Raw genomic sequence first — 20790 nt, forward strand, 5'->3', positions numbered from 1 at the left:
TAAGCTGAATCAACCATATGCGGATACTCCAACTGTGTACTATTGTGGCGCTTTATATTTTTTTTGCATCCTGCAAAAAAGAATTGAGCCGGGAAAATACACCCGGGGGTATTCCTTCCCCGGGTAACGATTGTTCCATCGCCACTGTTACACCCTATGATTCATCTTCAGGCCGGGGATACGGCTCCTTTCATATTACAACCGGCGCTAATAATCTTACCAATAAAATAGAATGGTACGACAGTACTTCAGGAACGGTAAGTTATCATGCAGATTTTACCTATGTTAATGACACCATGCGGATTAATGAAAATGAATTTTTTATACTTGATGCTTCCGGGCGGATAAAGGAATTGAATACACTGGAAAATCCCCTGGATACAGGTTCTGAACGCTACAGGTATACTTATGCATATGATGCAGACGGACACCTGTACAGCAAGCAATTGTTTCTTACGGCACACAACCCCAACGTTCCATTTTTTACATACCAATATGAATGGGTGAATGAAAACCTTGTTAGACTGGAAGTTAAAGAAGGATCGGGCAGTAAGCGACTGGCATTAAGCGCTGAGCTTACCTATAATGATGCTAAAACGGTGAAGGATTTTTTATACTTTTTTCCAGATGCACATGAGCTGGCGCGCTATATATTTTCAGTAAATGCCGGTAAAAAATCAACAAAAATGCTGGAAAAAATCGTGGTAAAAATATACGATTCAGATGGTAATGAAATAAAAGCATATCATACGGTGTACAGGGATTATAAATTTTCTTCTGATGATTATGTTACGGAACTGTATGCCTCCGGTGATATTGTAGATGGATTACCTTTAGTGGAGGGACGTACAAAGTTTGAATATCATTGTAAATAACAAGGGTTACCGGATTATACTTTTATAAAAAAGCCCCCCTTTTGCAGGAGGGCTTTTTTGTTACAAAGTTGCCGGGAGGTTGTGAAATCAATCGGCAGGCTTTGTTATGGGTATGGATTAAGCGGCCGTGGAATTAACACAGCCATAGGGTACAATTAAGATGCAGGTTTTATAAAATCCTGCAGGTGATGATGGGTTAGGGAATAAGAATATAAACCTGTTTGTGATTGTCATACCTGAGCTACTTAAACGGAGCGCAGATCAAAATATTCTTTACCTTTTTTCTTTTCATTTCTTATTTTTTAATAAAAAAGATTGCGGTTCATTAAATGCTTCATTATGTTAATCTTGCAATCTGTTTTTACTTCCGGCAAGGCGCTTATCAAATGGTAATTTAATTTTTCTCCTTATTGCCACTTCACACAAAACAGCAGGGTATTGTGCGATTATAATTTACATCTATTATTTCCGGTATGTAAATACTAATCTTATCTAAAGTCCGTTTTAGGAATACTAACGGCTTCAAAAAATATTTAACACCGTCTTTTTTCTCATGTTGTAGTTGGTTTAAGCAAAAGGCATCCCCCATGTGGTGAGATGCCTTCTTGCTATAGCGGAAAGTAGTGAGTGGTGAGTGATTAGCCTGTTACCCCTTATTAATCATACCCACCATTTCGGCGGGTTGTACCCATTCGTCAAATTGTTCGGGTGTAACATAGCCCAGTTTAACCGCCATAGCTTTTAATGTAGCACCTTCTTTATGTGCTTTTTGCGCAATTTCGGCGGCTTTATAATAACCTATTTTTGTGTTTAACGCTGTTACCAGCATCAGTGAATTTTCTACATGTCTTTTTATATTAGCTTCAATAGGTTCAATGCCTGCGGCGCATCTGTCATTAAAGCTTACGCATCCGTCGCCGATCAGCCTGGCACTGTGTAAAAAATTATAGATCATTACCGGCTTAAAAACGTTCAGCTCAAAATGTCCCGTTGCGCCGCCTATACTAATGGCCACATCATTGCCCATTACCTGGGCCGCAATCATAGTTAAGGCCTCGCATTGCGTAGGGTTAACCTTACCGGGCATAATGGAAGAACCCGGTTCGTTATCGGGTATTAAAATTTCGCCTATACCACTCCGTGGCCCTGAAGAAAGCATACGGATATCATTGGCTATTTTCATTAAGCTTACCGCTACGGTTTTTAAAGCGCCGTGTGATTCTACAATAGCATCATGCGCGGCCAATGCTTCAAACTTATTTTCCGCGGTTATAAAGGGGTGTCCGGTTAAAGCCGCTATATGTTTGGCTACGTTTTCCGCATAGCCTTCCGGGGTATTTATTCCGGTTCCCACAGCGGTACCGCCAAGCGCCAGTTCGCTTAAATGCGGCAAGGTATTTTTTATGGCTTTCAATCCATGATCCAGTTGCGACACATACCCGCTGAATTCCTGCCCGAGTGTTAAGGGAGTGGCATCCATAAAATGCGTGCGGCCTATTTTTACCACCTGCATAAAGGCCCTGCTTTTTGCTGCCAGCGTATCCCTGAGTTTTTGTATTCCGGGAATAGTAATTCCGGTGAGCATTTTGTAAGCGGCAATATGCATTGCCGTTGGGAAGGTGTCGTTACTCGACTGTGATTTATTGACATCGTCATTAGGGTGTAATGTTTTTTCCTTGTCTTCCAGCTTACCGCCATTCAATACATGCCCCCGGTAGGCAATTACTTCATTAACATTCATGTTGCTTTGCGTGCCACTGCCGGTTTGCCATACCACCAGCGGAAAATAATCATCCAATTTTCCGGCTAATATTTCATCACATACCTTACCAATAAGCGTTGCTTTTTCCTGCGGCAGAACACCCGCTTCAAAGTTAGTAATAGCAGCGGCTTTTTTCAGGTAGGCAAATGCGCCAATGATTTCCTTCGGCATGCGGTTAATGTCCTGCGCGATCTTAAAATTGTCAATGCTTCTTTGTGTTTGTGCCCCATAATATGCGTGAGCGGGAACTTTCACTTCTCCCATTGTGTCTTTTTCTATCCTGTAATCCATAATAATGTATAGCTATTTTAAAGGAATTAAAAAATCGGTTATAGCGCGGTTCCGTTGGCCCGGATGCTGCAAAGCTACAAGTTTACGTTTTATTGATCCCGCTGCATTATTTTAGCGCTATAGTTTCTTTGGAAATTGTTGCAGAGTTAAAATCCCTTAAATACCGGCTGCCTTTTTTCAAGAAAAGCGGCAGCGCCTTCTTTCGCATCGGCGGTATCAAACAGCTCCCCGAAAATATTTATTTCCGTTTCGTAGCCATTTTTACTTTCGTCAAAAACCGCGTTGGCCGCTTTTATGCATCCTGCTATTGCCAATGGCGCTTTGGTATTGATGAGTTCGGCAACAGACAAGGCTTTATTCATCAGCTCTTCGGGAGGCACTACATAGTTTACCAGTCCATATTGCAGTGCGGTAGGGGCGTCAATCATACTGCCTGTCATCAGCAATTCCATAGCCCTTCCTTTACCGATGAGTAGTGTTAGCCGCTGGGTGCCACCGTAGCCCGGTATTAGCCCAAGGTTTACTTCGGGCTGGCCGAATTGGGCATTATTACCGGCAATACGAAAATGACAGGCCATAGCCAATTCGCAACCGCCACCTAAAGCAAACCCGTTTACGGCAGCTATAACAGGTTTAACGCAATGTTCTATTTTATTAAATACCTGCATCTGCCCTTTTTCGGCCATTGCTTTTCCGCCGTTGGCGTCAAGCGCGGCAAATTCACTAATGTCTGCGCCCGCAACAAAAGCCCTGGGGCCGCTTCCGGTAATGATCACAGATTTTATTTCCGTATTGTTGTATACATCATCCATTACGCTACTCAGCTCTTCTATCACTTTTTTGTTGAGCGCATTGAGCTTATCCGGACGGTTGATGGTGATGACAAGCGTATGATTGTGAAAAGATAAGGATAGCGTTTGCATAAACATTTATTTTAGCGGGTTATCAATTCTACGCAGGTAAAGGTAGGATGCTTTATTGGCAATCAGCGATCAGTAAGCAGGCGTCAGATGCATGTAACCACTACAACGCCTGAACGTCCCATCTTTTGTACTGTTCATGGCTTGATGCTGATTGCTGAAAGCCCCGTTGGATTACGCATTTCAATTTTACACCTTTCGTCTTTAATGAATCCTTTATAGAAATAACATTACAACAGGCCCGGCAACAGGTTGATGACTGGATAAAAGCAACAGGGGTGCGCTATTTTGGCGAACTCACCAACCTGGGCAGCTTGATGGAGGAAATAGGCGAACTATCCCGGTTGATGGTGCGTTTATACGGGGTGCAGTCGCTTAAAGAAAGCAATAAGGGCAAGGATCTGGGTAATGAGATGGCCGATGTATTATGGGTGCTGCTTTGCCTGGCCAACCAAACAGGAGCAGATTTAACCGCAGCCCTGAAAAAAATTTAGGAAAGAAAACGATCTGCGATGCACAAACACATCAACAAAATGACAAGCTGAAAGACAGAGGTTAATTAATATTCTGATGTACTACGTACGAAAATAATTGATTATAAGAATGTAAGCCTGTCTGCCCATCGTAACTCCGGAATCTATTCCGGTAATAAAGAATACTACATTGAGTTTTTTCTGTAACTTACGTGTAAGCAGCATATATACCGCGTATCTTGTCCATTAAGATATCATTATTACTTTGTCATATGTTGCTTAATTCAGAGGGTTGCTTTTATGGATAATGGTAGTGATATTGCAAGTGCATCTGCAAAGTTAATGCATCAGATCGCTGCCGGCAACGAGCAGTCATTTAGAGCATTATATGATTGCTATTATAATAAGCTATATCATTTTGCTTTCGCTATGGTAAAAACCAGGGAAGCGGCGGAAGAAATTGTAGAAGATGTTTTCATTAAAATATGGAATATACGGCACAGCCTGCCCGGTGTGCATAATATCAAAGTGTATTTGTATACGGCAACCAAAAATACTTCACTCAACTTCCTGGCTAAAAAAGTCAAAGAAAATCTTACACAGCCCTTTGATTGTATTCATATTGAGCTGGCGGAAACCAATTCCCCTGAAGAATTGATGATTACATCCGAGTTATATAAAAAAATTCAGCAAGCCATTGGTGCGCTCCCTCCCCGCTGCAAAATTATTTTTAAACTGGTACGGGAGGATAAGCTGAAATATAAAGAAGTAGCTGAGGTGCTTAATATTTCGGTAAATACGATTGACGCGCAAATGGCTATAGCAGTAAAAAAAATAATGTCTGCCCTTCGTTCAGATATGGATTATCCCCTCGTTCCGGCACGGGGGCTGAAATCTAAAGAATAGCTTCACCGGGAGCGCTTTTTCCTCTGCTCCCAGGGAATTTCTTTTCTTCAGTTAGTAGATATCTTTCTTTTGCCTGTCTTAATTACTAACAACAGATCATTTTCATGCAGCAGGATAACCGGTTATACCTATTAGTGGCCCGTAAATTGGCGGGAGAAGCGACAGATGAAGAATTGCGCGACCTGCAGGAATTGATGGGGGCAGACTTTGATAAGGAATACCTGTATGAAATGCTGTCCGCTTACTGGAAACGGGAACCAGATGCCTTATCCGCGGATGACGACAATGCGCAGGAGGTTTTTAATCGTATCATCCGTTCTGCTGTTCATACACAGGAAGGCATACCAGAAGCGCAGATACAACAGGAATATGATACTCCGGCCTTATTTATCCCGGTACAGCGTAAATCGTGGAAGCAATGGATGTATGCCGCCGCTGCGGTAATAATAGGGGGCGCTTTATGGATGTATGCCATCCCGGAAAAACATACTGCCGGCCTGAATGAACCCGTAGGGCAGCAGGTAAGCGAAGTGAGATCCCAGAAGGGCAGCAGGTCAACCCTGATCCTGCCGGACGGCTCAAAAGTATGGCTGAACGCCGATAGCAGGCTTACCTATCACAACAGTTTTAACAACAGTAAAAGGGAAGTGGAGCTTGAAGGGGAAGCTTTTTTTGACGTGGTGAAAGATGCCAGCCGGCCATTTATCGTGCATACCTCCGGAATTGATGTTAAGGTGCTGGGAACTTCCTTTAATGTAAAGTCCTATCCCGGCGATGGCACTATTGAAGCAACCCTCATCAGGGGTATGATCGAAGTGGTTCGTAAAAATAACCCTTCAGCGCCAAAGACGATCCTTCGTCCGCATGAAAAGCTGGTATTCAATAAAGAATTAAGTACTGGTAGCCGGCCTGCCATTGCCGGTAACGGAAGGGGAAAAAGAACCTATGCCGCGGAGCGGGATATAGCAATAGCTGCGTTGCCCAAAGGCAAGGCAGATAGCCTGATATCCGAAACTTCATGGAGGTATAACAAGCTCATTTTTGAGGGTGATACCTTCAGGCAACTGGCCGACAAGCTGGAAAGATGGTATGATGTAAAGATCAGTATCCGCGATGAAAAGTTATTGCACTACCGCTTCAAAGGAATTTTTGAAAATGAAACTATACAACAGGCGTTGCTTGCTTTGCAGCTTACCAATCATTTCAGGTATAAAATTAATGACAATGAAATAGAAATATTCAAATAAAAACTTTTAAACGAAGAACGGGAAATGCGCTAACATTCCCCGCCCGGTAATACAGAAACGCTTATACGCACTGGCATGTGGTAAGGTTTCTTATTTATTAACCTTAAAGTATAAATGTATGAAAAAAAACAGAGCTCCGCAAAGGGGTGCGGTTGTTCCTTACCTTATTAAATTCCTGATTGTTATGAAACTGTGTTTTTTGCTGATCATACTGAGTTTCGGCCATTTGCAGGCAAAAGTATACAGCCAGGGAAATATTACCCTTACACTTCAAAAAACAGAGATCGCCAGGGTAATTCACAAAATTGAAAAAGACAGCCGGTTCAGGTTCTTATATAATTATGACCTGGCAGACCTGAAGAAAAAGATTGATATTAAAGTCATTAATGCTCCCCTGCCGGAAGCATTGAGCGCATTATTTTCTAATACAGACCTTACTTACAAACTGTTGGATAATAACCTGGTAGTGGTATTGTCGGCCAGCATGCAAAACCAGGCTATACGGATCACCGGTAAGGTAACAGGAGCCAGTGGCGAAGCGTTGGCCGGGGTTACCGTGCAGGTTAAAAATACAACCACCGGAACGGCTACGGATAATAATGGCACCTATTCCATTACTGCCGAAGAAAATGCCGTATTGGTATTCTCGTATATAGGATATAATGATTTGGAAATGGAAATAAAGGGCAGGAATGTAGTAAATGTACAATTAACGCCATCGGAAAAACAATTAGACCAGATTATAGTGATAGGATATGGCAGCCAGAGCAGGAAAAATATAACAGGGGCGGTTTCTACGGTGTCTGCCAAAGATATTGCCGACCGTCCGGTTATAAATGCTGCCCAGGCCATACAGGGAAAAGCCGCGGGCGTGCAGGTGGTGCAGCCTTCAGGTAAACCCGGCGTGGGTATGACAGTTCGTATACGCGGCGCCAATTCTATTAGTGCCGGAAATGACCCGCTGTATGTAGTGGATGGTGTGCCTACTACGGATATCAGTTCCATCAACCCTACGGATATTGAAACGATGTCTATTTTGAAAGATGCTTCTTCCGCAGCTATATACGGTGCCAGGGCCGCAAACGGCGTGGTATTGATTACTACAAAAAAAGGGAGTGGTAAAAAAATGAAACTGGGATTGAATGCGTATGCTGGCTTTTCCAAACCTACTAATACATTGAACGTATTGAACGGAAAACAATACCAGGCACTGATCAATGAAGCGTATAACGATAATGTAATTACCGATGAAGTGGTGGCCGCAAATAACGTGAATTGGCCTGATGAAGTTTTTCGTACGGGCGTGGAACAAAACTATCAGCTATCTCTTTCAGGAGGCACAGATAAGTTCAGGCAATATTTTTCACTTGGTTATATGGATCAAACCGGTATGATCAAACCGGCGTATTTTAAACGTTTCACCGGGCGTGCTAATTTAACACACAAAACAACTTCGTGGTTAACGCTTTCCACCAACCTTAGTTTTTCCAACGCGGTAAGCAGGGATGTAACGGATAATGCCAGTTCATCACGGGGCGGAGTGGTATTATCAGCGCTTACCACGCCATTCACTGTTCCCAAATATGCTCCGGATGGTACCATCGGCATTAATCCTAATTCGGGTTGGGAAAACCCCCTCGGCACTATCGAAGGTTCGGAATCACGTGCCAGGAACAATCGCTTTCTCGGTAATTTCAGCGCCGAAATAAGGCTGATGCCGGGGCTTGTATTCAAATCATTGCTCGGGCTGGATTATACAGACGGATATAATTATAACATCCTTGATCCGTTCCTTACCATTTACGGCCGCCAGCAGGAAGGTACAGCCGGCCGTACCAAATCGAAGGAAACGGCATGGTTAACCGAGCAAACGCTTACCTATACCAAACGTGCAGGGGCGCATCATTTTTCGGCATTGGCCGGCTTTACCACCCAAACCTCCCGCTATGACCCTACCAGTATTAATACCGGCAAATTTGGCCGCGACACAGCAGCCAAAGGCATTGATTATATTTTATCGCATTCCCGCAACAAGCCCGATACTACAGGGTATGCAACAGAATGGGGATTGGTTTCGGGGATAGCGCGTATAACCTACGATTACAACAGCCGCTATCTTTTTACCGGTAATCTCCGTGCGGATGCTTCTTCAAAATTTCCCAAAGATAAAAGAACAGGGATATTCCCGTCATTCTCTGCCGGCTGGCGTATTTCTTCCGAGCATTTTTTTGAAAACATAAGCAATATCCAGGAGTTAAAATTACGTGCGGGATGGGGTATGAATGGTAACCAGGAAGGCATTGGTAATTACGATTACATGAAACGGTATTATAAGAACCCGGTTACCGGCGATCTTACCCTCGTTAATTTTGCTAATCCCAGCCTTACCTGGGAAAAAACCACTTCCGTAAATATAGGACTGGACATAACATTCTTAGATTCCCGTATAGCGGTTACAGCAGACTGGTACCAGAAGAAAACCAAAGACGTGCTGGTGCGGATGCCTATACCCAATACTTCAGGGCTGGATTATATTTCACTGAACGTGGGCGATATGGAGAATAAAGGGTTTGAGTTCAATATTTCTACCCAAAACATAAAAAGTAACGACTGGAACTGGAATACAGACTTTAATATGGGCTTTAACCGTAATAAGGTGCTGAACCTGGGTGATGATCCGAACGTACAAATACCCTCGGGTAATATTTATCAGCGGGGTAATGCTTCTTTAGTGAAAGCAGGTTACCCGTTAGGATCTTTCTACGGGTATGTGGCAAAGGGTATTGATCCGCAAACAGGCAATGTGATGTATGAAGACCGGGATAAGAATGAAGAGATAAACCCGGGCGACCGTACTTTTATCGGTAATGCGCAACCTGATTTTATTTATGGCATGACCAATACGGTAACTTTCAAGAATTTTGATCTTTCTGTTTTCTTCCAGGGATCACAGGGCAACCAGATATTCAATGGCGCAAGAATAGAAACGGAGGGCATGTACGATTCCCGCAATCAAACCACTACCGTATTAAACAGGTGGAAAAACCCCGGCGACATTACAGCTGTTCCTAAAGCCATCCGTAATGATGTTGCTAACACGTATATCTCCAGCCGGTTCTTAGAAGATGGATCTTACCTGCGGCTGAAAGCCATTACGTTTTCTTATCATTTCAACAGCAACTTTCTGAGCCGGATGGCGATCAGCAATGCCGCTTTATATGTAACAGGCCAGAATGTTTTGACTTTCACCAAATACACCGGCTTTGATCCTGAAGTAAGCACTTATGGAAATGATGGCAACAGCAATGTAAAAAATATTGCACAGGGTATTGATTATGGTGCATATCCGCAGTCTAAGGCGTTTATTATCGGACTGAATGTAACATTTTAGAATCGTGATCCTATTCTCTAATAATAATTGTTCGCAGCAATTATTTAAAAAAATAACGATGAAAAAGAAATTAATAAATTGTAGCTGCCTGCTGGTGATAATCACTTTGTCCATTGCCGGTTGCAGTAAAGTACTTGATAAAAAACCTATTGGCGAAATTGACGCCGCTACTATTGATGATCCTAATGCAGGAGAAAGCATTACCGCCACAGAAGCGGAGCAGTTGTTAAGCGGAGCGTACAATGATATGTACTGGGACGGTGAAGAATACTGGGCCTTTGACCGCACAACCAACGGGGATGCTATGGCTGATAATTGCTACGCAGGCAGCGATAATCCTGCTAATCATGCAATAGACTTGTTTACTACCAATTCTTTAAATGGTAATGTGGAAAGAAACTGGTCGCGGCTTTACACTTCCATAGGAAAAATAAATGAAACAATAGATAAGGTTTCAAAAGCAACTGACCCGGCGTTAACGGCGGAAAGAAAAAACCGGATATTGGGAGAAGCCCGTGCGTTAAGAGCCGCCAACTACTTTGAACTGGTACGTTTGTGGGGCGATGTTCCTTTAATACTGCAGCCTATTGTTACCACCGATACCAAAACTATCTTTGAGTCCGTAGCCGTGCCGCGCAGCGCTGCTGCGGCAGTATATGACAGCATTATTGCTGACCTTGAATTTGCGGTAGCCAATGTACGCACAGCAAGCCAGGCTGCTTCCAAGCAAATCATGAATACCGGAATTGTAAATACCATGCTGGCTAAAGTATATGCCACCGTGGAACCGCACGACTGGAATAAAGTGAATCAGTATTGCGATGCGGTAATTGCGGATGGCTATACCTTACTGCCTGATTATGATTTTTTATTTGATGGACAGCATAAAAGTTCGTCAGAATCAATATGGGAAATTACGTATGAAGGATGGGGAAGCGGAACGTATGGTTTATGGATCAGGGATATGTATATCGGTGGTGGCTGGCCGAAGTTCAACACGCCTTCACACGACCTCGTGCGTGCTTTTGAAGCCGAAGGTGATAATGTGCGGCTTAACAGTTCTATACAGTGGGTAGATTATTCGGGGCAATGGGTTGACCCTTATTGGCCAATGAATAACCTTCCATTGATCAATAAGGTACGTGGCGGGGATGTAAGCAGTTTTATTATTTACCGTTTTGCCGACATCCTTTTACTGAAAGCGGAGGCATTAACCGAACTCAACCAGTTGGATGATGGTTCCGGCGCGCAATTTTACCTGAATAAAATCAGGAACAGGGTGGGGTTAGCCAATACAACTGCCACTACGCAGGCAGCACTCCGGCTGGCCATTGAAAAGGAGCGGCAATTAGAGCTGGCATTTGAGGGATACCGCTGGTTTGATCTGCAACGCACCGGCCGCACGCTTGAAGTAATGCGAAACGCGAAAAAAGCAAATAATGAGCCGCTCAATTACCCGATTCAGGAATTCCGGTTGTTATTCCCTGTACCCCAGAACGAAATGGACCGTAATCCCAGGCTTACACAAAACCCCGGCTACTAACCTGCCAGGTCTGCAGCAAGGCCCGCACCTGGCAGACCTGCCAGGTTTTAAAATGGCAAATGGTATAAGGTTCATTTAAAATCTAAAGGCTGCTTAAAAGATACACACATGTTCAAACCTCTTCCGTCTTGTTTGTTGTTATTACTAATGGCTTCAGGCTGTAAAACAAATCCCAAAGAGCACAACAGGGATAATGGAGATTCGGTAAAGAATAAAGCGGCTGTATGGCTTACCGACCCGGATGGGGGCATTCTTTTTAAAGAACCGCCAACGCCTTTGGCATTTGCAGATGCCGCATCGGATATAAGTGCGGTTATTAATGTGGATGAGTCTCAAATCTTTCAAACCATTGACGGTTTCGGTTATACCTTAACAGGAGGAAGCGCCATGCATCTCCATAATATGGATGCTACAAGCCGGGCTGCCTTATTAAAGGAGTTATTTGCTACTGACGGAAACCATATTGGCGTTAGTTACCTGCGTGTAAGCATTGGTGCTTCCGATTTAGATGACAGGGTATTTTCCTATAATGACCTGCCCGCAGGACAAACGGATGAACAGATGGAGAAATTCAGCATAGCGCCAGACAAAGTGCATCTCATCCCGGTATTAAAAGAAATACTGGCAATTAATCCTGCTGTTAAAATATTGGGTTCTCCCTGGTCGCCACCCGTATGGATGAAAACCAATAATAGTTCTGTTGGCGGGAGCCTGAAACCGGCGTATTATAATGCCTACGCAAAATATTTTGTGAAATATATAGAGGCAATGAAGGCAGAGGGTATAACCATTGATGCTGTTACGGTGCAGAACGAGCCGTTGCATCCGGGTAATAACCCCAGTTTACTGATGCAGGCAGAAGAGCAGGCTGCTTTTATAAAACAAAGCCTTGGCCCTGCATTTAAAGCGGCTCATATTAATGCCAAAATCATTGTGTACGACCACAATGCCGACAGGCCCGGTTACCCGGTTACTATTTATAAGGATGCAGATGCTGCGCAATATGTGGATGGCGCCGCCTTTCATTTGTATGGAGGCAATATTGATACTTTAGCGCAGTTGCATAATACGTACCCGGATAAGCACCTTTACTTTACGGAACAGTGGATAGGCGCGCCCGGTAATTTAAAAGGCGACCTCAACTGGCATATTAAGAATGTAATTATCGGTTCCATGCGCAATTGGTGCAGGGTGGCGCTGGAATGGAACCTGGCTGCCGATACTAATCTTGAACCACACACACCCGGCGGTTGTACCCAGTGTTTGGGAGCACTTACCATAGAAGGCAATACCGTTACGCGCAATCCTGCTTATTATATTATTGCGCATACGTCAAAATTTGTTCGCCCGGGCGCTGTACGTATCGCTTCCAATAATCTTATTGCATTGCCTAACGTAGCTTTCAAAAATGCAGACGGGAAAATAGTGCTGATTGTATTGAATGAAGCAGACCAGCCTCAATCGTTTGCTATAAAATACAATAACAAACACAAACGGATTTCTGCTACACTAAACGGCGGCGCGGTGGCAACGTACGTTTGGTAACATTCGTTAAGCGGTTTGCTACTGTATAAAAAATGGCTGTCTAAAAAGTTAGACAGCCATTTTTTTTGATTAGCCAAATATAAAATTAAAAATTCGGACCACCGGTATCCCACCACAAACGGGTAGCGATATCATCTTTAGCTCCAGGTCCCATTTTAGTTACCGCATCAGCAATGGCGGCAGCGTTACCGGTTCTTTCACCATTAACGAAAGGCATCCTTTTGATCCACTGATTTACAGGAATAACACCCCAGTCATCATTGCTGTCGTTTTTAGCAACATGGGGTATTTTAGGATAACCTGTTCTCCTGAAATCTACCCATGCTTCCAGCGTTTGAGTAAACGCAGCAAGATATTTTTGCGTAAGGATCTTTTCCAGCTTCAACTCATTGTTATCGGCGTTGTTCCAGGCTACCGTAATGGTGGAAACAGCCGTAAAGCTATTACGGGAGTCAATAGGGTCTACATAATTAATAGGCTTGCCTGTACTGTTCGCCAGGTAAGCATCTACACCACCGGCACCCCAGTCAGCAAAGGATTGCTTTATTCCATTCTCATAATTTTCCTGGGGGTCGCCGGCACCGGCCCAACCTCTTAAACCGGCTTCAGCCTTAAGAAACAACACTTCTGCAGCCGTAATGTCCCTCCTGGTCTGAACCTTGTTAAAATCATCAGACACTTTGGAGAAAGGAACATGATCCGCTTTTGCGTTAATGTAAGCACCATTGCGGACCCCTTTATAAGGGACCAGCGGATGATCAGTAACCAACGAAGCATCGGTTACGGGAGCATAGTATTTTGATATCCTGCCATCACCTAAACCAACCATAAACGATTCCATCACTCCCCCCATACGGGTATCATCCCACTGGTAGCAGATCTGGGCTACCGGCATAATCTGCCCTAAAAGTGAATTCGTAAAGTTGTCTCCATTACTCTCTATTAAACCAGCAGGGTCACTCAAGGCCTTTTCGCCTTCTGTTTTTGCCATATCAGGATCTACTTTTGATATCCGCATAGCCAGCCTTAACCTAAGCGAATTAACCACCTTCATCCATTTAGGGATGCTTCCCGCATATAAGGTAGGATCAAATTTTTTAAAACCCGGGTAATCCTGGTTAGCTGCAAAATCGGTTTGTATAGTATCTAATTGCTTAAAGAGCAAAGGATACAGGTCTGATTCTTTATCGTAAAGAATAGAAGCCGCTGTGCTACCATAGTTAGTATAAATGACCGGGCCGTGAATGGCTGTCAGCTTAGATATCCCCAGAATACGGACAAGGTTAGCCCATGTTGCAAAAAGCGGCAGATTATTCTCGTTTGCCAGTTGAATAACCTGTTTTGCAGGTGACATGATGCTGCCATATATACGCCCCCAATAGGAGTTCCATCGTATATAATAAGTAGTATTATTCACATTACCCACAAAATCCGTAGGGGTGCCCATAAAACCCATCCAGTTATCATAACACAGGTCTTCTTCAATCTGGTGACCGTTCAGGTTGAAGATCATTCCCGAAAAAGGAGACCCTACCAGGTTGAAATCCTGTTTCAGGAATTCATCTGATATTTGGTTCGGGTTCTGATTGATGCTTTCAAAATTTTTAGTACACGAACTGAATGTAATCAGGCATGCTATTCCAATAACTAAATATTTCATATTGATTAGTTTAACCATTTTAAAATGTAAATTTCACATTAAAACCAAGCTGTCTCGTTGCGGGCAAACTAAATACATCATTTGATTGCATAGAGTTGTTTGTACTCATAGCCTGCTCAGGATCATACGGAGCCTTTTTATAGAAGAAAAACAAATTTCTTCCGATCAAAGAAACAGAAGCGTCTTTGAAAACAGGGTTGGCATTTTTAGACCGGAAGGTATAGCCCAATACCAATTGACCTAAGCGCACATTCGTTCTTGAATATATGTAAGGCTCCATAATTTTATTTCTGTCGCCAATAGCAGAATAATATGTTGCCGGATCAAGTTTTGTTACTGCGGTTGATCCCATAACAGCCTGGATGGGTATATACCCCATATCTCTTGCCCCCGCGCTTCTTTCGCTTACACCGTAAGAGTCGAAAAATGCTTCTGTTTTAGAGAAAGCGACTCCGCCAAATTTTCCATTGATCAATACGCTGGCAAAGAAATTATGGAATGTAAAATTGTTGTTCCATCCCAGCAGGAAATCAGGGTTTACATTACCCACTTTTTCCTGTTTAGCGGCTTTTGTTGGAACTGGGGCTGCGTCCTCCTTATCGGTCAGTATAATCCGACCTTTATCATCTCTTGCAAATTTGTAAATGTACACATCGTTGAATGAACCACCGGCTTTGATAATAGACGCAAAGCCTTCGTCATCGCCACCTACCTGGTAATCGGGGTTAGAAGCGATCAGCTCAACGATTTTATTCTTATTTTTTGAGCTGTTGACAGAAGTGTTCCAACTGAAATGTGTTCCGCGAACGGGTTCCGCGTTCACCGAAAGTTCAAATCCACGATTGACGATCTTTCCTGCATTGATATAATAGATTGTGTACCCTGAGCCTGAAGGTGCTGCCAACGTCAGGAACTGGTTGGTGCTGACATCCTTATAAAGCGTAAAATCCAATCCGAGCCTGTTATTCAGGAAGCGTATTTCGGTACCATATTCGCTACCTACAATTTTTTCAGGTTTCAGGTTGGTAAAAGGCACCTGCGTATTCCTGTTGATACTTCCTACGCCGGTTGACAGATTGCCTGTTCCACCAATTGAATTCCAGGGATTTACCACGTTAAAAGGTACTTCATTCGCTGTCTGGCTAAGGGAAGCCCGCACTTTAAAGAAAGAGACCGCTTTGGGTAGATTAACCATCTGGCTGATTATAGCGCTCGCTCCTATAGAAGGATACAGGTAGGATTCATTACCGGTAAGCGCCAGCGTAGAAGCCCAATCGTTGCGGGCGGCAAGGTCAAGAAATACAAAATCTTTAAACCCTATAGTTGCGTTTGCGAATGCACCCTGTTTGGTTGTCCGACTGATCGTTTTATTAAACATAACATTATTGGGAATGTTGGCAAACGTGAAAAAGTTGGGATATTGTAATGGGTTTGTACCATTACCCACATTCATACCATTATTGAATGTGTTCTTCTGGTAAGCTAAGCCTGCTAATGCGACAAGGCTGATGTTGCCGAAGTTTTTATTATAGGTCAGGATACCATCGGTATAAATAGACTGGTCTGTATATTTGGTATAAGACCAGGTGCCATTAGGACTTACACTTACCGAGTTGCCGGCTGCGGCGTAGCGGTAATCTCTTTCAATAGCATTGTAATCAATGTTTCCCCTGACTTCAAACTTAAGATCATCAGCGATTTGATAGGATAGCTTCAGGCTGGCAATAGCACGTTTGGAAGTAGCAACTTTGGGGTCATTATTGAGCTCCCAAAAGGGGTTGTTTTGTTTTTCTTCGGTAGAATACCAGTTCATTTTATACAGGTTCCTGGTACTGTCAAATACCTGGTAGTTGTTTTTGTAGTAGTTGAAGTCCCGGTCTCTTCCAAATAAGAACAAGCCGGTAAGTGGATTGTTATAATACCCTGCACCCGGGCGATTCTTTGATTTTTCTGAAGAGAGCATTACGTTTGAACTTATGACCAGCTTATCGTTCAATAATTTTGTGCTTTGATTAAACGCAAAATTATTCTTCATATAAGTATTTGTTGGCATTACACCGGCTGCTGCGGTATTGGCATACGAGAAATATACTGTTGTTTTATCAGTGCCACCGTGTATAGCTACTGAATTGGTATAGGTGCCGCCCACCCGGAAGAAATCATTAATATAGTCCTTTTGATAACTATTTGATGTAATATTTTGAACCGGCGATTTTGACATATTGATCAGATCTGTATTAACGAATCCAGGTTCGGTGGCAGTTTTCATTTTTGGATACACCCAGCTATAGTCCCCGCCTGTTGTTCCATAACGAAATTGAAAGTCGGGAAGGTTTGCTACTTTATCGAAAATAGTGCTGGAGTTAAAGTCTACCGATACCTTTCCTGCCTTCCCCTTTTTTGTTGTGATCAGGATTACACCATTGGCGCCCAGGCTGCCGTAAAGGATAGCGGCATTGGCGCCACGTAATATGCTGATGCTTTCAATGTCTGCCGGGTTGACTGCAGAAAGACCATCACCACCATCAGTGCCGCCATAAGAACCGGGCTGGTCAGTTTTATTGTTGACCATGGGAATACCGTCAATTACATAAAGCGCTTCACTTAAGCCGAGCAGAGATTTGTTTCCTCTCAGCACGGCTTTGGTAGAACCTCCGGGTCCTGAAGTATTGATCTTAATATCAAGACCTGCCGCCTTGCCGCTAAGGGCATCTACAAAGTTTGTATTAGCTGCCTTTCGCAGTTCATCACCATCAACTGTTTGTGCCGCATAGGTCAGTGCTTTTTTCTCCCGCCTGATACCCAATGCTGTTACTACTACTTCTTCCAATCCGCCAACAGCTTGCTTTAAGCTGATATTTACAACAGAGCCATTACCTGTTGCCTGCTCGGCCGTTTCATAGCCAATAGAGCTGAATACCAAAATGGCATTGGATTTGGTAAGCGTAATGGAGAAGTTTCCTTCCTCATTGGTAAGCACAACCTGCTTAGCTCCTTTTTCAGCCACAGTTACATTGGAAATAGGAACGCCAACATTATCTGTAACCTTTCCGGTAACTACCCGGGTCTGTGAAAACGATTGAGGCGAAATAGAATAAATGAATAAAAGTGTAAAAAAGATTTTTTTGGTAGCTTGCCAAGCCCCCTTGCGTATGGCTTCTTGCCATCCCATTAAGCAGGATACATTCATAAAGCAGTAGTTTTAGTAAAAAAATAATGGTGCGTAATTGCACATATAAAGTTATTATAAAGGCCTAATAGTTTATAAAAAATTGTTAAAATTATTGAAAAACATATGTTAATGGCTTGGCACATCCTGTATTTTACATCAAACCTCAGCGCAATAATGCTTTAAAAGAAAAAGATAATTCAGTAAGAAAGCATAGTTTTGAATTAGTTGCATAACTAACTATATGTCCGGAAACCAATTCAAAAGAGGCGAACTATACAGTTTTATTACAGGCGTGGCTTCCACGGCTATAGCAAGGCGGCTGCAAAAGAATTTTAAACAGCAGGGCATAGATATTACTATTGAACAATGGAGCGTTCTATATCATTTATGGAAGCAGGACGGACTCAGCCAGCAGGAATTATGCAGCGCCACGTTCAGGGATAAGCCCAGTATTACCCGGCTGGTAGATAATTTGGAAAAGCAGCAATTGGTAAAGCGGGTTGCTTCGCTGGAAGACCGGCGTATCAATCTTATTTATTTAAGTGAAACCGCCGCTGTACTCAGGGATCAAACCATGGATATGGCCAATCAAACCCTTAATGAAGCGCTGAGCGGTGTATCTGCCGAAGAAATAGCCGTGTGCAAATCCGTTTTGCAAAGAGTGTACAACAACCTGAAATAAATAGGATATACCTGATTATTGCTTAACATAAAAACTATAACAATATGAACACTGTAGCAACAGCCCCTGCTGTATTAAAAGGCGGCGAATGGATCATCAGGGAAAGCCAGCCGGGAGACATCTTTACACCTGAAGATTTTACTGAGGAGCAGAAGATGATCATGGAAATGTGTACCGCTTTTGTTTCCACCGAAGTGCTTCCCATTATTGAGCGTATTGATAACCTGGAGCCGGGCTTAATGCCTTCCCTGTTAAACAAAGCAGGTGAACAGGGGTTGCTGGGCGTATCCATACCCGAAGCCTACGGCGGACTGGGTAAAGACTTTGTTACCTCCACCCTCGTTAACGAAGGATTGGGCAGCGGCTTTTCGTTTTCTGTGGCTATAGCCGCGCATACAGGTATCGGCACCTTACCGATATTATATTTTGGAACACCCGAACAAAAAGAAAAATACATACCCAAGCTAACAAGCGGCGAATGGAAAGGATCGTACGGACTAACGGAGCCCAATAGCGGCAGCGATGCGCTTAGCGCCAAAACTTCGGCCAAACTGAGCAGCGATGGTAAATATTATTTACTGAACGGGCAAAAATGCTGGATCACCAACGGCGGGTTTGCCGATGTGTATACCGTATTTGCTAAAGTGGATGGCGAAAAATTTACGGCGTTTATAGTAGACCGTAATACAGAAGGATTTACGCAGGGGCCCGAAGAGCATAAAATGGGTATCAAAGGTTCTTCTACTGTTCAGCTTTATTTCCAGGATGCGAAAGTGCCGGTGGAAAATGTATTGGGCGAAATTGGCAAGGGGCATATCATTGCTTTTAATATCCTGAATATCGGCCGCCTAAAACTATGCGCCGCAGCCCTGGGCGGGGCAAAAGGGGCCGCAACTACCGCTATACAATACGCTAATACCCGCGAGCAGTTTAAGCAGCCTATAGCACAATTTGGCGCCATGAAGCACAAGATGGCGGAAATGGCCATACGCATATGGGTAGCCGAAAGCGCATTATACAGAACGGCAAAATGGATTAACGATAAGGAACGGGAATTAGTGCAGGAAGGAAAAGCTTCCAGCGAAGCCCTGCTGGCGGGTGCAGAGGAGTATGCCATTGAATGCGCGATACTTAAAGTGTTTGGCAGTGAAGTGCTGGATTTTGTAGTAGATGAAGGCGTTCAGATACATGGCGGTAACGGGTTCAGCGCAGAATACATTATATCAAGGGCTTACCGCGACAGTCGCATCAACCGCATTTTTGAAGGCACAAATGAAATTAACCGATTACTAACGGTAGACATGGTTTTAAAACGCGCCATGAAAGGAAGGCTCGATTTAATGGGCCCCGCTACAGCCGTACAAAAGGAGCTGATGAGCATCCCTGATTTTGGCAGTGGCGATGAAGGCGCTTTTGCAAAGGAACTGAAGCTGATAGCCAGTATGAAAAAAGCGATTTTGATGGTAGCCGGCGCTGCCGTGCAAAAACTGATGATGAAAATTGAAAGCGAGCAGGAAATACTGATGCATATTGCCGATATGGCTATTAACGTTTTTCATGCAGAGAGCGCTTTACTAAGAGCAATTAAAATAGCGGGTAGGCAGGGCGAGTCTGCTGCCGCGTTATTCGCTGATATTGCCCGTACCTATTTGTATGATACCGCCGACCGGGTAAATAAAAGTGGCCGCGATGCCATTAATGCTTTTGCCCAGGGAGATGAACAGCGCATGATGCTGCTGGGCATAAAACGCTTTACCAAAGCCGAACCTTTTAACAGCAAAGACGCCAGGAGACGCATAGCAGATAAGCTGATTACTGATAACAGGTATTCATTTTAAAAGTATAAAAACAAAATCAATAAGGTTTACCGGACAAACCTTATTGATTTATATTATTAAAGAACACACAGGATACCCTCTTTTCCCAACCTGGCACGAGAGGAATGATATAAAAAGCTAACCGGGAAAATAATATCTACGTTTTTATCCCGGTAAATATTACCGTTTTCGACAATGAATTTTTTGAATAGAGAAAAAGTAGCATACTTACTAAAATCGCCGGTAACATATTTTGAGAATATAGGAAGAAAGTCTATTCGTTTTTGTACGTGGCCGCCAAAGAAAACAAGAATATAAAGCCCACCAGGATAGTGTGCTTTTTTAATGCTCAGGATTTCTGTTTTCTTTTTATTTTTTGTTTTACTATTTCGCAATCTACTCTTTTGTGATATATGAATACCTGATTCTATTTCTCAATTCATTTGTATTCCGTGGTTGGTGTTCTTTGGAAGAATTTAGTTAAACTTGTTGCAATCCATTCCTGA

Annotated in this window: 13 protein-coding genes; 9 read left to right on the top strand and 4 right to left on the bottom strand. The window is 43.3% G+C overall.

Features of this window, described 5'->3' with window-relative positions:
• Positions 1-17: 17 nt before the first annotated feature.
• Complete coding sequence (locus VL121_RS10230; RefSeq protein WP_325404856.1) at positions 18-875, top strand: hypothetical protein; 858 nt, start codon at positions 18-20, stop codon at positions 873-875.
• A 646-nt stretch (positions 876-1521) separates the two neighbouring features.
• On the opposite strand, the gene fumC is transcribed toward VL121_RS10230, so the two are convergent.
• Together fumC and VL121_RS10240 are read right to left on the bottom strand one after the other, a co-directional pair.
• Positions 1522-2928: a class II fumarate hydratase gene (gene fumC, locus VL121_RS10235; RefSeq protein WP_325404858.1), complete on the bottom strand. Its 1407-nt coding sequence runs from the start codon at positions 2926-2928 to the stop codon at positions 1522-1524.
• A gap of 146 nt (positions 2929-3074) precedes the next feature.
• Positions 3075-3851, bottom strand: coding sequence for an enoyl-CoA hydratase/isomerase family protein (locus VL121_RS10240; protein WP_325404860.1), 777 nt, complete (start codon positions 3849-3851; stop codon positions 3075-3077).
• Positions 3852-4126: 275 nt separating this feature from the next.
• Here VL121_RS10240 and VL121_RS10245 point away from each other — a divergent pair, with 275 nt between their 5' ends.
• From VL121_RS10245 to VL121_RS10270, 6 genes are all read left to right on the top strand, one after another.
• Entirely contained in the window at positions 4127-4342 is a 216-nt protein-coding gene (locus VL121_RS10245; protein ID WP_325404862.1) for a MazG nucleotide pyrophosphohydrolase domain-containing protein, read from the top strand.
• A gap of 279 nt (positions 4343-4621) precedes the next feature.
• On the top strand, positions 4622-5227 hold the full coding sequence (locus VL121_RS10250; RefSeq protein WP_325404864.1) for an RNA polymerase sigma-70 factor: 606 nt from the start codon (positions 4622-4624) through the stop codon (positions 5225-5227).
• A gap of 104 nt (positions 5228-5331) precedes the next feature.
• On the top strand, positions 5332-6474 hold the full coding sequence (locus tag VL121_RS10255; RefSeq protein WP_325404866.1) for a FecR family protein: 1143 nt from the start codon (positions 5332-5334) through the stop codon (positions 6472-6474).
• Positions 6475-6592: 118 nt separating this feature from the next.
• Complete coding sequence (locus tag VL121_RS10260) at positions 6593-9865, top strand: TonB-dependent receptor (RefSeq protein WP_325404868.1); 3273 nt, start codon at positions 6593-6595, stop codon at positions 9863-9865.
• Positions 9866-9923: 58 nt separating this feature from the next.
• On the top strand, positions 9924-11408 hold the full coding sequence (locus VL121_RS10265) for a RagB/SusD family nutrient uptake outer membrane protein (protein ID WP_325404870.1): 1485 nt from the start codon (positions 9924-9926) through the stop codon (positions 11406-11408).
• Between the two features lie 108 nt (positions 11409-11516).
• The gene (locus tag VL121_RS10270) at positions 11517-12953 is read left to right on the top strand and encodes a glycoside hydrolase family 30 protein (RefSeq protein WP_325404872.1); all 1437 of its coding nucleotides are present in this window, start codon (positions 11517-11519) and stop codon (positions 12951-12953) included.
• A gap of 85 nt (positions 12954-13038) precedes the next feature.
• Here the strand turns inward: VL121_RS10270 and VL121_RS10275 are convergent, their stop codons facing one another.
• Together VL121_RS10275 and VL121_RS10280 are read right to left on the bottom strand one after the other, a co-directional pair.
• The gene (locus VL121_RS10275; protein ID WP_325404875.1) at positions 13039-14613 is read right to left on the bottom strand and encodes a SusD/RagB family nutrient-binding outer membrane lipoprotein; all 1575 of its coding nucleotides are present in this window, start codon (positions 14611-14613) and stop codon (positions 13039-13041) included.
• Between the two features lie 19 nt (positions 14614-14632).
• A complete protein-coding gene (locus VL121_RS10280) occupies positions 14633-17803 on the bottom strand; it encodes a SusC/RagA family TonB-linked outer membrane protein (protein ID WP_325404877.1) in 3171 nt (1056 codons plus the stop codon).
• Positions 17804-18026: 223 nt separating this feature from the next.
• Here VL121_RS10280 and VL121_RS10285 point away from each other — a divergent pair, with 223 nt between their 5' ends.
• Both VL121_RS10285 and VL121_RS10290 read left to right on the top strand, forming a co-directional pair.
• A complete protein-coding gene (locus VL121_RS10285) occupies positions 18027-18467 on the top strand; it encodes a MarR family winged helix-turn-helix transcriptional regulator (protein WP_325404879.1) in 441 nt (146 codons plus the stop codon).
• Positions 18468-18511: 44 nt separating this feature from the next.
• Positions 18512-20305, top strand: a complete 1794-nt coding sequence (locus VL121_RS10290) for an acyl-CoA dehydrogenase family protein (RefSeq protein ID WP_325404881.1) — start codon at positions 18512-18514, stop codon at positions 20303-20305.
• The last annotated feature ends 485 nt before the right edge of the window (positions 20306-20790 follow it).

This window comes from Agriterribacter sp., from assembly GCF_035497235.1.
Taxonomy (GTDB): Bacteria; Bacteroidota; Bacteroidia; order Chitinophagales; family Chitinophagaceae; genus Agriterribacter.

What these genes read in the sequence shown, in the direction of transcription:
- VL121_RS10230 (WP_325404856.1), top strand. Translation starts at nt 18, where the DNA reads ATGCGGATACTCCAACTGTGTACTATTGTGGCGCTTTATATTTTTTTT.
- fumC (WP_325404858.1), bottom strand. Translation starts at nt 2,928, where the DNA reads ATGGATTACAGGATAGAAAAAGACACAATGGGAGAAGTGAAAGTTCCC.
- VL121_RS10240 (WP_325404860.1), bottom strand. Translation starts at nt 3,851, where the DNA reads ATGCAAACGCTATCCTTATCTTTTCACAATCATACGCTTGTCATCACC.
- VL121_RS10250 (WP_325404864.1), top strand. Translation starts at nt 4,622, where the DNA reads ATGGATAATGGTAGTGATATTGCAAGTGCATCTGCAAAGTTAATGCAT.
- VL121_RS10255 (WP_325404866.1), top strand. Translation starts at nt 5,332, where the DNA reads ATGCAGCAGGATAACCGGTTATACCTATTAGTGGCCCGTAAATTGGCG.
- VL121_RS10260 (WP_325404868.1), top strand. Translation starts at nt 6,593, where the DNA reads ATGAAAAAAAACAGAGCTCCGCAAAGGGGTGCGGTTGTTCCTTACCTT.
- VL121_RS10265 (WP_325404870.1), top strand. Translation starts at nt 9,924, where the DNA reads ATGAAAAAGAAATTAATAAATTGTAGCTGCCTGCTGGTGATAATCACT.
- VL121_RS10270 (WP_325404872.1), top strand. Translation starts at nt 11,517, where the DNA reads ATGTTCAAACCTCTTCCGTCTTGTTTGTTGTTATTACTAATGGCTTCA.
- VL121_RS10275 (WP_325404875.1), bottom strand. Translation starts at nt 14,613, where the DNA reads ATGAAATATTTAGTTATTGGAATAGCATGCCTGATTACATTCAGTTCG.
- VL121_RS10280 (WP_325404877.1), bottom strand. Translation starts at nt 17,803, where the DNA reads ATGAATGTATCCTGCTTAATGGGATGGCAAGAAGCCATACGCAAGGGG.
- VL121_RS10285 (WP_325404879.1), top strand. Translation starts at nt 18,027, where the DNA reads ATGTCCGGAAACCAATTCAAAAGAGGCGAACTATACAGTTTTATTACA.
- VL121_RS10290 (WP_325404881.1), top strand. Translation starts at nt 18,512, where the DNA reads ATGAACACTGTAGCAACAGCCCCTGCTGTATTAAAAGGCGGCGAATGG.